Origin of the sequence: Rhizobium sp. BK512 (genome assembly GCF_014194915.1) — a bacterium.
Lineage (GTDB): Bacteria > Pseudomonadota > Alphaproteobacteria > Rhizobiales > Rhizobiaceae > Rhizobium.
The window spans coordinates 57,598-70,480 of the sequence record NZ_JACIAS010000008.1 but is presented as its reverse complement, the minus strand read 5'-3'; the positions used below and the strand labels follow the sequence as shown (position 1 = coordinate 70,480).

Genomic DNA, 12,883 nt, shown 5'->3' with positions numbered 1-12,883 from the left:
AATTCGCGGACGGTCCAGGCCGCGTAAAAATCTAGCGGGAGGACATCATGGCACAATCGAATCCGGGCTCACAGCCGGAGCCGACACTCGACGTGATCACCATCGGCCGCTCGTCCGTCGACCTTTACGGTCAGCAAATCGGTTCGCGGCTGGAAGATATCGGTTCCTTTGCGAAATCCGTCGGCGGCTGCCCGGCCAATATCGCGATCGGCACGGCGCGGCTCGGGCTGAAATCGGCATTGATCACCCGCGTCGGCGACGAGCAGATGGGGCGCTTCATCATCGAGCAGTCGGCGCGCGAGGGCGTCGAGACGAAAGGCATCAAGACCGACAAGGATCGGCTGACGGCACTTGTGCTGCTAGCGGTAGAGGCCGAGGGCGTCTCGCCGATGATCTTCTATCGTTCCGATTGCGCCGATATGGCACTCGACGAAGGCGATATTGACGAGGATTTCATCAAGTCCTCGCGCGCAGTGCTCGTCTCGGGCACGCATTTCTCCCGGCCGAATACGGAGGCCGCGCAACGCAAGGCGATCCGGCTTGCCAAGGCGAATGGCAGAAAGGTGATTTTCGATATCGATTACCGGCCGAACCTCTGGGGCCTTGCCGGCCATGCCGAGGGCTTCGAGCGTTATGTGAAGTCGGACCGCGTCTCCTCGAAGATGAAGGAGACGCTGCCGGATTGCGACTTGATCGTCGGAACGGAAGAAGAGATCCTGATTGCATCGGGTGCGGATGACGTTCTCGGTGCATTGAAGGAAATTCGCCGCCTTTCGCCTGCGACCATCGTCCTGAAGCGCGGGGCCATGGGCTGCATCGTCTATGACGGCCCGATCAGCGACAATCTGGAAGACGGCATTGTCGGCGATGGCTTCCCGATCGAGGTGTTCAACGTGCTTGGCGCGGGCGATGCGTTCATGTCCGGCCTGCTGCGCGGCTGGCTGAAGGATGAACCGCTGAAGACCTGCGCCACCTGGGCGAATGCCTGCGGCGCCTTTGCCGTTTCCCGCCTGCTCTGCTCGCCGGAATATCCGACCTGGGCGGAGCTCGACTTCTTCCTGAAGAACGGCAGCAAACACCGCGCGCTGCGCAAGGACGAAGCGATCAACCACATCCATTGGGCCTCGACCCGCAAGGGCGACATCCCGCTTCTGATGGCGCTCGCCATCGACCATCGTTCGCAGCTAACGGCTGTCTGCGACGAGCTTAGCATCGATTATAAGCAGATCGTCGCCTTCAAGCGGCTGGCGGTAGAAGCTGCTTCCCGCGTTGCTGACGGCCGGACCGGCTACGGCATGCTGATCGACGAGCGCTTCGGCCGCGACGCCTTCTTCGACGCGGCCAAGAAGGATTTCACCTGGATCGGCCGGCCGGTCGAGCTTCCGGGCTCCAAGCCGCTGCGTTTCGAATTCAGCCAGGATATCGGATCGCAGCTGGTAGAATGGCCGCTCGACCATTGCATCAAGTGCCTGTGTTTCTACCATCCCGACGATCCGACGGAGTTGAAGAAGGAACAGCAGGAAAAACTGCGCACGCTCTTTGAAGCCGCACGCAAGGTCGGCCGCGAGCTGCTGGTGGAGATCATCTCCAGCAAGAACGGGCCGCTGACCGACGATACGGTGTCGACGGCGCTGGAAGAGCTCTACGCGCTCGGCATCAAGCCGGACTGGTGGAAGCTTGAGCCACAGGCCTCAACCGGCGCCTGGAAAAAGATCGATGCCGTCATTGCCAAAAATGATCCATGGTGCCGCGGTATCGTGCTTTTGGGGCTAGAAGCTCCCGCCGACGAACTGGTGAAGGGTTTCGAGGCGACGCTGGCTGCACCCTCGGTCAAGGGCTTTGCGGTTGGCCGCACGATCTTTGCCGATGCGGCGCGCGGCTGGCTTTCGGGCAAGCTCAGCGACGAGGAAGCGATTGCCGATATGGCCGGTCGCTTCAAGCAATTGACAGAGGCCTGGCTGAAAACACGCGGCCTCAATTAAGTAGAGTGAATTTGGGAGGCGCCCGATGGGCAAGACGGTAAGATTGACGATGGCGCAGGCCGTCGCACATTTCCTTAAAGTACAGATGACCATCATCGACGGCAAGAAAGTGCCGATCTTTGGTGGCGTCTGGGCGATCTTCGGTCACGGCAATGTCGCCGGCATGGGCGAAGCGCTCTACCAGGTGCGCCAGGAACTGCCTACCTATCGTGCGCATAACGAACAGGGCATGGCCCACGCGGCTATCGCCTATGCCAAGGCGAGCTTCCGCCAGCGTTTTATGGCCTGCACGACCTCGATCGGCCCCGGTGCTCTGAACATGGTGACGGCTGCAGGCGTGGCGCATGTCAACCGCATCCCGGTGCTCTTCCTGCCCGGCGATATCTTCGCCAATCGCGCGCCCGATCCGGTGCTGCAGCAGATCGAGGATTTCGGCGACGGCACGGTCTCGGCCAATGATGCATTCCGCCCGGTCTCGCGCTATTTCGACCGTATCACCCGTCCGGAACAGATCATCACGGCGCTGAAGCGCGCCATGCAGGTTCTCACCGATCCGCTCGATTGCGGCCCCGTGACGCTGTCGCTCTGCCAGGACGTTCAGGCGGAAGCCTTCGACTATCCGGAAAGCCTGTTCGAAGAGAAAGTCTGGACGGTGCGCCGTCCGCAGCCGGATGCCGATGAGCTTGCCAATGCCATTGCGCTGATCAAGGCCTCGCAGAAGCCCGTCATCGTTGCCGGCGGCGGCGTTCTCTATTCTCAGGCAACCAGGGAGCTTGCGGCTTTCGCGGAAGCGCATGGCGTCCCCGTCGTCGTCACCCAGGCAGGCAAATCGGCGATCGATGAGCGTCATCCGCTCGCGCTCGGTTCCGTCGGCGTGACCGGCACGTCGGCTGCCAATGCGATTGCCGAGGAAACCGACCTGGTGATTGCCGTCGGCACGCGCTGCCAGGATTTCACGACCGGTTCCTGGGCGCTCTTCAAGAACGAAGGCCTGAAGCTGCTCAACCTTAATATCGCTGCCTATGACGCGCTGAAGCATGACAGCCATCCGCTTGTCGCCGACGCGCGCGAGGGACTGAAGGCACTTTCGTCAGGCCTTTCCGGCTGGAAAGCGCCAGCAGCGCTTGCCGAGAAGGCAACGAAGGAAAAGTACGTCTGGATGGAGGCTGCCGCCAAGGCCATGGGCACCACCAATGCCGCCCTGCCCTCCGACGCGCAGGTCATCGGTGCCGTGGTTCGTTCCATCGGCGGCGAGAAGACGACACTGCTATGTGCGGCGGGCGGCCTGCCGGGCGAGTTGCACAAGCTGTGGCCGGCCACTGTTCCCGGCAGCTACCACATGGAATACGGCTTCTCCTGCATGGGCTATGAGATCGCCGGCGGCCTCGGCGCCAAGATGGCGCACCCGGAAAAGGACGTCGTCGTCATGGTCGGCGACGGCTCCTACATGATGCTGAACTCCGAACTCGCCACTTCGGTCATGCTCGGCCTCAAGCTGAATATCGTGCTGCTCGACAATAGAGGCTATGGCTGCATCAACCGCCTGCAGATGGCAACCGGTGGCGCCAACTTCAACAACCTGTTGAAGGACTCCTATCATGAGGTGATGCCCGAGATCGATTTCCGCGCGCATGCGGAAGCGATGGGCGCGATTGCAGTGAAGGTTTCCTCCATCGCCGAACTGGAACAGGCGATCGCCGATTCGAAGAAGAACGATCGCACTTCGGTCTTCGTCATCGATACCGACCCGTTGATCACGACGGATGCCGGTGGTCACTGGTGGGATGTCGCGGTACCGGAAGTCAGCCCGCGCGGCGAGGTCAACAAGGCGCATGAGGCCTATGTCAAGGCACGCGCCGCCCAGCGCGTCGGCTGATCCAATTGCTATCATTTTCCGGAGGAGCGGCAGCGCTCCTCCGCACTCTATTTAAGGAGACTATCGATGAAGGCCAAACTCGGCATGTCGCCCATCGCATGGTGGAACGACGACCTTCCTGAACTCAGCGACGACGTGTCCCTTGAAGAATGCCTGCGCCAGTCCCGCACTGCCGGCTTTACCGGCATGGAGCAGGGCCGCCGCTTCCCGAGCAATCCTCAGGAGATGCTGCCCATTCTGCGTGCTGCCGACGTGACGCTCTGCGGCGGTTGGTTCTCCGGCACGCTTGTCAACGAGGAGCTTGCGGCCAACAAGGATCGCATCGCGCCGATGATCGAACTTTTCAAGGCGGTCAATGCGCCCTGCATCGTCTATGGCGAAGTCGGCCGCTCGATCCAGGGCGACCGCTCCAAGCCACTCGCCACCAAGCCGCGGCTTGGCGATGACGAGATGAAGGCCTATGCGCGCCGCGTCACCGAATTCGGCGAATGGTGCGCAGATCAGGGAATGCCGCTTTCCTATCATCATCACATGGCGGCTGTCGTCGAGACCGAGCCGGAACTCGATGCCTTCATGAAGAATTCGGGCGCCGGCATTCCGCTACTGCTCGATGCCGGGCATCTGGCCTTTGCCGGCGGCGACGTGCTGCGCGCGATCGACAATCACCATGCCCGCATCAGCCATGTGCATGTGAAGGATATCCGCAAGGCCGTTGTCGATGGGCTGGATCGCAGCAAGCAGTCCTTCCTTGACGCAGTAGCGCTCGGCGCTTTCACCGTGCCGGGCGACGGCTCGCTCGATTTTGGCGCCATCGTCAAGCGGTTTGCGGGCTACGGTTATGAAGGCTGGTTCGTGGTCGAGGCCGAACAGGACCCGCGTAAGGCACCGCCCCAGAAGATGGCGGAGATCGGTCATGCCGAATTGATGCGTGTCATGACGGCGGCTGGTTATACGGTGGAGACCGAAGGTTTCCCGAAAGGGTAACTACAAAACTGCTGGAGCCCGGAACCCCCTCATCCGCCCTTCGGGCACCTTCTCCCCTGGGGGAGAAGGGAAAAGAGGCGGGCGCGGCATATGCCTTCTCCCCAGCGGGGAGAAGGTGGCGGCAGCCGGATGAGGGGGCCGCACCCACCAATTCAGGAGGAGAAACACCAATGCCAAACCTCAAGGTAAAACCGTCAGGCAAGACCGGCCGCGTCACGCATGTGACGCCCGAAAGCGCCGGCTGGACCTATGTCGGCTTCGACATGTATCGCTTGAAGCCGGGCGAGACGGCATCGGGAGAGACAGGAGAACGCGAAGTTTGCCTCGTCTGGGTGAGCGGCAAGGGCAAGGCTTCGGCCGGCACCAGGGATTTCGGTACGCTCGGCGAGCGCATGAGCCCTTTCGACGGCGCGCCGCATGCTCTCTATATTCCAATGGAATCGACATGGTCGGTGACGGCCGAGACGGATCTGGAGCTTGCCGTCTGCTCCGCCCCCGGCGGCGGCACCTATGAGGCCAAAGCCATTCCGCCCGGCACGCACCCGCCGCTGACCCGCGGCAAGGGCACGAATGTGCGATACGTCAACAATATCATGCCCGAAGACGATAGCTCGGCGCACTCGCTGCTCGTCGTCGAGGTCATCACGCCCGGCGGGCACACCTCGTCCTATCCGCCGCACAAGCATGACCAGGACAATCTTCCGCATGAAAGCATGCTGGAAGAGACCTATTACCACCGCCTCAATCCGCCGCAGGGTTTCGGCTTCCAGCGCGTCTATACGGACGACCGCTCGCTCGATGAGGCGATGGCCATCGAAGACGGCGACGTGACGCTGGTGCCGAAGGGCTATCACCCGTGCGCGGCGACGCATGGCTACGACCTCTATTATCTCAATGTCATGGCGGGGCCGAAGCGTGTCTGGAAGTTCTACAATGCGCCGGAACACGAATGGCTGCTGAAAGCCTGATCCGGCCGCAGATCGCTAAATAATCTGACAGCGGGCGAGCCGCGCAGATGGTTCAATCCTCCCATTCAAACGCAATGGATGGAGGAACACCATGCGCGGCTCTAGCCTTACAATTTATGCCGAGACTACCCGCCGGACGGAAACCAGACAGTCCCGGCTTCTTGCAAGTCTCGTTACGGGCTTTCGGTTGATAGGACGCAAGCTCGCCGAACGGCGCAGTCGCAGCGCCGTCATGGAGCTGTCCGACGATCAGCTCAAGGATATCGGTCTTTCTCGCGGCCAGATCGAAAGCGACGTGCATATCTCAAGCCACTACTGGAACAACAAGGGATTGTGATAGGCTGACGCGGCGGGCAGCACTCGCCGCGCAAAAATCCGGAAAGACCGATGTCGCAATTTTCGACCGCATTGCTCTTGAAGACGAAGACTGTCGCGATCCGCGACATTGTCTGCAATGGCGAATGCCGTCACAAGAGCGATGAGGAATGCGCCCACAAGACGAGCCTCGTCTATCCCTATCGCGGCGTCTTCATGCGTCATGTCGGGCGCACCGACACGGTGGCGGAAGCCAACCAGATGCTGTTCTTCAACGCCGGCCAAGGCTATCGCATCAGCCATCCCGTCGAGGGCGGCGATGCCTGCATCGATCTTTCAATCGACGAATCCCTTTTGGCCGAACTCGCGCCCAGGGATCAGGTGCAGGCCGGCGAGCTGTTCGGTTTCAAGCGCCAGCGCCGGCGCATCGATCCGCGCGCGCAGGCGCTTGTCGCGCTTCTTCGCCATGGGCTGCGCCTGGGTGTTGCCGAGACGCTGGAAGCGGAAACGCTGGCGCTCACTCTCGTGCGCCGTTCGCTCGGCGAGCGCACCTCACATGCAGCGGGTGCGAGTGCCGGAAGGCAGAAGCTTGTCGACCGGGCAAAGCTCGTGCTCTCCTCCGATCTCGCGCGGCGCTGGACACTTGCCGAGATCGGAACGGAAGTGGGCGTTTCGCCTGTCTATCTGACCCAGGTCTTCCAGCAGGTGGAGGCAACCCCGCTCTATCGCTACCAGCTTCGGCTTCGCCTTGCCCGCGCACTCGATCTTCTCGGCGAGTATGAGGACCTGACAGCGCTCGGCCTCGATCTCGGCTTTTCCAGCCACAGCCATTTCACCGCATCCTTCCGCCAGGCCTATGGCCAGACGCCGGCAGAGTTCCAGCGTGCCACCCGACTGCGGGCCTGAAATCGCTAAAGAATTTGACAGCGATGAAGGGCCACCAGTGGTCTTATGATCCCGCCCCTGACGGGAACCCAACGGAGGATGACAGATGAAGAAGACCACTTGCGCTGCCTGCGACTGCGAACTCGGAGCTGATGCCATCAGCGTCAAGCTTGGCGGAAAGACCGTCGAGGTCTGCTGCGAGGAATGCGCCCAGGCGCTCGGGGAAGCGGAGGCTGCCACCGCATCCGCACCTGCAACCGCGAAGGATTGAAACAAGGCCGCGCCCAAAAAGGCGCGGCCTTCTTCGTTATTCCATGCTCTGCCCTCAAGCAGGCAGCAAACCGTACCGCCAGCCGAGCCGCCTTGCATTGCGCGAAAGGACGGCAAAGGCCAGCAGGAACATGCAGGCTTCGGCAAAGACCGGCACCATCCAGATACCCATCTCCCCAAAGGCATGCGGCAGCAGGAAAGTCAGCGGCAGAGTGAAGAGATAGGCGCGCGACAGGCCGAAGATCGCCGCGCGCTTGGCATCGCCTATCGCCTGGAAATAGCCTGACAGGACGATCATCTGGCCGAACAGGAAATAGGCGCCGACCGTCCAGGGCAGGATGCGTGAGACCTCGGCGATGACGACTGGGTCGGCCACGAAGACATGGCCAAGGCGGCTTGCCAATAGTTCGACCGTTATCTCGACGCCGGCGCAGTAGACGAGAGCTGCGACCAGCGCGATCTGCAGGCTGCGGCCGACGCGCTCGGACAGGCCTGCCCCATAATTATTGCCGCAAATCGTCTGGAAGGCGATGTTGAGGCCGAGTAGCGGCAGGTAAGCCACCGTCATGACACGGGTGATGATGCCGTAGGCGCCAACAGTCGCGACATAATCGCCCTCGCCCCAGATCGACAGGTTGAAGATGACGGCTGCGGAGCAGAGCGAGATGCCGATGAAGCCGAGGCTCATCGGCGCGCCAAGTGCCAGGATCGGCCGCCAGTCCGCAAGCGGAAAGCGGGATGCCGGACGAAGCGCGCGCGCATCGCGCCAACGATAGATCAGCACGGCAACAAGGCAGATCGCCTGCGCCAGCACCGAGCCCAGTGCCGAGCCGGCCACCCCCCATTGCAGGATCGCCATGAAGAACCAGTTGGCGACGATGTTGAGTGCCGTGGCGGCAAGCATCACCATGGTCATGAAGCCGATCCGGCCTTCGCTGCGCAGGGCATCGATATTCAGCGACAGGAAGAAGGCGACGGGTGCCGCACCGACCATGATGCCGATGAAGGCGCGGGCATTATCGCCAACGGCGAGATCGCCTGCGGCGGCATTGTCGACGATGCGCCAGCCGACGGTCCAGTAGATCGCGTTGATGACAAGCACGACGGCGATTGCCAGCACATGGGCGACCGCAAAGGTGCGGCGGGCGGCATCGCGATTGCCGGCGCCGAGTTCACGGGCAAGGATGCTCGCCATCCCGTTCGAGACGAGCGACTGCAGGGCCACCAGCATCATTAGGCCGGGAAAGATAAGGGTGACGGCGGAAAGCGCACCGGCCCCGACATAGGCGCCAAGGAAATAGGCGTCCACCACGGCAAAGAGGCCGTTGATGGTGGTGATCAGGATGATTGGCAGCGCCGTGCGGGCAAAGACCGAAGGCAGCGAGCCGGTCAGGAATGCATTCGTTTGCGAATTTGAAGTCATGGACGGAATCCGGGTGTTGCGGGCAACGATCAGGCTGTCAGATATCGAGGACGAGATGCGGCAGACCGTTCGAGGTCTTGCGCGGCGAGACGCCATTCTCGTCTATCTGGGCATGGACGCGCTGGCGGAAGGCCGAGAAGCTCTCGAAGGTCACGACGTCGACAGGCTCATCGAAATGGATGGTGATCCTGTAGAAGTCGCTGCCCGGGACAGCCGACAATGCGAGAACCTTGCCGGTGAAAGGCTGGTTCAGGTAACGCCCGCGAATATGCGCGCCGACGAAGATCGGCGACGCAGGCTTGTCATTGGGCTTGGCAGCAAGGGCGGAGAGCGTGTTCCAGTCGCGGACGCCATATTGGCGGGCGATCAACTCGAGAGCGGCGGCGTGGGTGATCTCGCTGCCGCGTTCGGTCATGGCCTGACGCAGGCGCTTTGCCTGGGCCTTCAGTTCATCAACCGGCGGATAGGCCATAGTCATGGTGGTACGAGTCATGGAGTCAGCCTTTCAAAGGCATGCCATTCGACTGTCAGGGGGGCTCGCATTGCCGTCAGTCAGCATGCACAGTGGCTGTGACCATGATCGCGAGGGCTTCACCATGGATCTTCATCCGCGAGCGGCCGGTGCCTCGAACCGGCTTCTCTATGCGCGACGACGGATGCCAAGTCAAGATCGGCACAGGCTTGGCGAAAAAATGGGCAGATTCTGAACAATATTGCCGACGATAAAAGCGTTATGCCGTTAGATTTTGCACAAGCTTTCAATTTTAAAGATATTGTTCAGCAGATGTGAGCAATCCTGCGTTAAAGTCAGATCGTACAACAAGCGGAGGCTGACATGGCCTTTCAGATGCACCTCGACACAGAACATCCCAAGCCCGAACAGGCTTACAGAGAATTCAACCTCGATCGGCCCGGCAATATCATCTTCGTCGGCCATCACCTCAGCACCGGCACGCAAGTGCGCTGCCTGATCCGCACCATCACGCTAGCCGGCGCGCTGCTGGAAGTCAGCCCCAGCCTGGAAATGCCGCAGAATTTCTTCCTTGAAATCCTCGGCATCCACGACGAGATCGGAGCGACCGTGGTCAAGCGCGAAGACGAATTCGTGACCATCAGCTTCAACATGCTGCTGAACCCCGAATTCCTGCATCACGTGCTGCGGTTGAGCTTCGAAACCAGCCTCTGATTCCCTGATCTGGCCGCATAAAAACGCGGGCCGTGTGACCCGCGTTTCAAAGAGCGATGGCTTGTGGCGATCAGGCGGCGAGATGCCGCTCGATCTGGTCGACGGGGAGATTGGTGTAATCCTTCGCCACTTCGGCCGAGATTGCGGCCTGTGCATCGGCACTGAGATTGGGACGCAACGTGCCGAGCGCACGCGGAGGCGCTACCAGAACGATGCGGCTTGCCTCCTTTTCGTGTACGAGCTCGTCGAGCTTCACGGCAACTTCCTTCAGAAAGTCGGCCTCGGCCTGGTCCTGCCAGTTGGTCTCTTCCATGGCGCTGCCGCTGAGCCCATCCGGGGCGTAGGCGCGACCCGGCTTGTCGGTACCGAGCTCGCGCGTCGGCTGATTGGGCTGCGTAAGAGTTTCACGGACCTGGAGGTTCATCAGTTCGGCATCGCCGGCATTCTGCATTATCAGGGCTTTTGCCCCATCGCACACGACGACCCAGGATTCCCAGGGAACTTTGACATCAGTCATTTCAGTTTCCTCACTTCATTATTGAAAGCAGCACATCGCAAAGAGAAAACGCCCGGCAAATGAAAGAGTTCGGGAAAAATCCGCGCAAAGAGAATCAACGGCGATCCGCAAGGCGGGCCATGGCGTAGAACGGGCAAAGCGGGAGATGAAAGACGATGAAAACTGCGTTTATTGCCTATGCCGGCTGCCTTCTCACGCTTGCCGTTGTTGACGCCATATGGCTCGGCATCGTCGCCCGCACCTTCTATCGCGACCAATTGGGCGAGCTGATGCTTCCCGTGCCGAACCTTGGCATCGCGGCGCTTTTCTATCTGTTCTTCACGGCCGCGATCGTCGTGCTTGCGGTTTTGCCGGGGCTTTCCGGCGGCTCGATCGGCACAACGCTTCTCTATGGTGCCATTTTGGGACTGGCGGCTTACGGCACCTATGACATCACGAATTTGTCGACACTAAAGAACTGGCCGCTCGCGATGAGCCTTGTGGACATGGCCTGGGGAACCTTTCTGACGGCACTTAGCGCTGCTGGGGGCTATTGCGCGGCAAGATTGCTGGCCTGAGCGACGACAAGTTTATTCCCAAGAGGGCACAATAGATGTGCCGCTAACGCACAAATTTGAAACTCGTTAAAATTGTAGTTTCATATTTGACGAATGTGAAAAACATTCGTGTGAGCCTCTCTGTCGAAGAGCCTGAAATTCGAACTGCCCCACATTTTGAACTGCCTGACGGAGAATGCGAAATGGAAATGCTCCGCGCAACGCACCTCGCCACGGTGAAGTCGGCTGTCTACGATATTCGCTGGGAGGAGTTCAACGTCAAACGACCGGCCCGTATCGTGGCCGTTCGCCCCTGCCTTACCGGGATTTCGATGCGCAGCGCCGAAATTCTCGACATTTCCCAGGGTGGCGCGACCTTTGTCGTGTCGACCACGGCCGGTCTGCCCAAACATTATTATCTGAATATTCTTGGGCTCGCCTATCGCATCGGCTGTGCCGAGGTCTACCGCCATCACGAGCGCATCGGCGTTCGCTTCATCAACCTCATGGAGCCGGAGGTTCTACGCAAGGTAGTGCGCGCAGACTTCATGATCGGCAACATGGAAGCGATCAACGCACGCCGCAACAGCCCCCGCGTCTAGGCCGCAGCGGGCGTGAAATAATCTTGCTTGCCATGGCAAAGCGAGAGCCTATTCTTGCGCGGCTTTTTCAATAATCCCGGGAAATTGCCCTCGCATGTCTGCCTTCTCGCGCTTCACGCCGCTCGCCACCGCCCTGCCCTCCACCGTCCCTTTCGTCGGCCCAGAGGCCATCGAGCGTCAGCGCGGTCTGAAGGTCGAAGCGCGCATCGGCGCCAATGAAAACGGCTTCGGCCCGGCTCCCTCGGTTATTGCCGCCATGCGCGAGCAGGCCGGCGACATCTGGAAGTACAACGATCCGGAAAATTACGCGCTGCGCGAGGCGCTTGCCAGAGATCTAGGCGTGACACCGGCCAATATCGCAATCGGCGGCGGCATCGATGAACTGCTCGGGCAGATCGTGCGGCTGGTGATCGAGCCCGGCGGCACCGTCGTGACCTCCTTCGGAGCCTATCCGACCTTCAATTTCCATGTGAACGGCTTCGGCGGCCGGCTGGTCACCGTTCCTTATGCCGGCGACCGGGAAGATCTCGACGCGTTGCTCGATGCCGTCAAGCGCGAGAACGCACCGCTTGTCTATTTCGCCAACCCTGACAATCCGATGGGAAGCTGGTGGGATGCCCAAGAGATCGTCGCCTTTGCGCGCGCGCTGCCGGAAACCTGTCTGATGATCCTCGACGAAGCCTATAGCGAGACCGGCCCGGCTTCTGCCCTGCCGTCGATCGGGTCGCTCATCGATCTGCCGAACATCGTGCGCACCCGCACCTTCTCCAAGGCCTACGGTCTTGCCGGCGCCCGCGTCGGCTACGCGATCTCGACGCCCGGCACGGCGCTGGCCTTCGACAAGATCCGCAATCATTTCGGCATGAACCGGCTTGCGACGGTCGCTGCGCTCGCAGCCCTCAAGGATCAGGCCTACCTTTCGGAGGTGATCGGGAAGATCCATGCCGCGCGCGACAGGATCGCCGGTATTGCCAGGGCAAACGGCCTGCAGCCGCTGGCGTCGGCAACGAATTTCGTGGCAATCGATGCCGGCCGCGATGGCACTCATGCGCGGGCGATCGTCGACGGGCTGATGGAACATGGCGTCTTCATCCGCATGCCGGGTGTAGCACCGCTGAACCGCTGCATCCGCGTGAGTGTCGGGCCGGAAGCCGAAATGGCGCGGTTCGAAGAGGCTCTGCCGCAGGTCCTGAAGAAACTCGCCTGAGAACGGGAAACCAAAAACGGGTAAACCGCGGCCGGCGGGAGGGCGCCGGTCGCAGTTTCCTTCTCCCGGCGTTGGCCCCGTCCAAAGCGCCCCGCCAGCTCCCCTCTTTTGAGGTTGTTATTTCGAATTGTC

Annotated in this window: 14 protein-coding genes; 11 read left to right on the top strand and 3 right to left on the bottom strand. The window is 60.9% G+C overall.

Going from position 1 to position 12,883, the window contains the following annotated elements; translation table 11 throughout:
* Window positions 1–47 precede the first annotated feature (47 nt).
* The 7 genes from iolC (at window position 48) to FHX06_RS26070 (ending at window position 7,281) form a co-directional block, all read left to right on the top strand.
* On the top strand, window positions 48–1,982 hold the full coding sequence (gene iolC / locus FHX06_RS26100; protein ID WP_183881358.1) for a bifunctional 5-dehydro-2-deoxygluconokinase/5-dehydro-2-deoxyphosphogluconate aldolase: 1,935 nt from the start codon (window positions 48–50) through the stop codon (window positions 1,980–1,982).
* Window positions 1,983–2,007: 25 nt separating this feature from the next.
* Complete coding sequence (gene iolD, locus FHX06_RS26095) at window positions 2,008–3,858, top strand: 3D-(3,5/4)-trihydroxycyclohexane-1,2-dione acylhydrolase (decyclizing) (RefSeq protein ID WP_183881356.1); 1,851 nt, start codon at window positions 2,008–2,010, stop codon at window positions 3,856–3,858.
* Window positions 3,859–3,924: 66 nt separating this feature from the next.
* On the top strand, window positions 3,925–4,842 hold the full coding sequence (gene iolE / locus FHX06_RS26090) for a myo-inosose-2 dehydratase (RefSeq protein WP_183881353.1): 918 nt from the start codon (window positions 3,925–3,927) through the stop codon (window positions 4,840–4,842).
* A gap of 170 nt (window positions 4,843–5,012) precedes the next feature.
* Window positions 5,013–5,810, top strand: a complete 798-nt coding sequence (iolB, locus tag FHX06_RS26085) for a 5-deoxy-glucuronate isomerase (protein WP_112544761.1) — start codon at window positions 5,013–5,015, stop codon at window positions 5,808–5,810.
* A gap of 91 nt (window positions 5,811–5,901) precedes the next feature.
* On the top strand, window positions 5,902–6,147 hold the full coding sequence (locus FHX06_RS26080) for a DUF1127 domain-containing protein (protein WP_183881351.1): 246 nt from the start codon (window positions 5,902–5,904) through the stop codon (window positions 6,145–6,147).
* Window positions 6,148–6,197: 50 nt separating this feature from the next.
* Window positions 6,198–7,031 carry a helix-turn-helix transcriptional regulator gene (locus FHX06_RS26075; protein ID WP_183881348.1) on the top strand — a complete coding sequence of 278 codons (834 nt, stop codon included), beginning with the start codon at window positions 6,198–6,200 and terminating at the stop codon, window positions 7,029–7,031.
* 85 nt (window positions 7,032–7,116) lie between these two features.
* Window positions 7,117–7,281, top strand: a complete 165-nt coding sequence (locus FHX06_RS26070; protein ID WP_183881346.1) for a hypothetical protein — start codon at window positions 7,117–7,119, stop codon at window positions 7,279–7,281.
* Between the two features lie 54 nt (window positions 7,282–7,335).
* On the opposite strand, the gene FHX06_RS26065 is transcribed toward FHX06_RS26070, so the two are convergent.
* Window positions 7,336–8,703: an MATE family efflux transporter gene (locus tag FHX06_RS26065; protein WP_183881344.1), complete on the bottom strand. Its 1,368-nt coding sequence runs from the start codon at window positions 8,701–8,703 to the stop codon at window positions 7,336–7,338.
* Between the two features lie 37 nt (window positions 8,704–8,740).
* A complete protein-coding gene (locus tag FHX06_RS26060) occupies window positions 8,741–9,181 on the bottom strand; it encodes a glyoxalase superfamily protein (protein ID WP_112967931.1) in 441 nt (146 codons plus the stop codon).
* A gap of 369 nt (window positions 9,182–9,550) precedes the next feature.
* Between FHX06_RS26060 and FHX06_RS26055 the strand changes: the two genes are divergently transcribed.
* Window positions 9,551–9,889, top strand: a complete 339-nt coding sequence (locus tag FHX06_RS26055) for a hypothetical protein (protein ID WP_112544807.1) — start codon at window positions 9,551–9,553, stop codon at window positions 9,887–9,889.
* 70 nt (window positions 9,890–9,959) lie between these two features.
* Here the strand turns inward: FHX06_RS26055 and FHX06_RS26050 are convergent, their stop codons facing one another.
* Entirely contained in the window at window positions 9,960–10,406 is a 447-nt protein-coding gene (locus FHX06_RS26050; RefSeq protein ID WP_112544766.1) for a host attachment protein, read from the bottom strand.
* Window positions 10,407–10,561: 155 nt separating this feature from the next.
* Between FHX06_RS26050 and FHX06_RS26045 the strand changes: the two genes are divergently transcribed.
* From FHX06_RS26045 to FHX06_RS26035, 3 genes are all read left to right on the top strand, one after another.
* Window positions 10,562–10,963, top strand: coding sequence for a DUF2177 family protein (locus FHX06_RS26045; protein ID WP_183881342.1), 402 nt, complete (start codon window positions 10,562–10,564; stop codon window positions 10,961–10,963).
* Window positions 10,964–11,145: 182 nt separating this feature from the next.
* Window positions 11,146–11,544, top strand: a complete 399-nt coding sequence (locus tag FHX06_RS26040; RefSeq protein WP_112544768.1) for a PilZ domain-containing protein — start codon at window positions 11,146–11,148, stop codon at window positions 11,542–11,544.
* Window positions 11,545–11,638: 94 nt separating this feature from the next.
* On the top strand, window positions 11,639–12,751 hold the full coding sequence (locus tag FHX06_RS26035; RefSeq protein ID WP_183881340.1) for a pyridoxal phosphate-dependent aminotransferase: 1,113 nt from the start codon (window positions 11,639–11,641) through the stop codon (window positions 12,749–12,751).
* The last annotated feature ends 132 nt before the right edge of the window (window positions 12,752–12,883 follow it).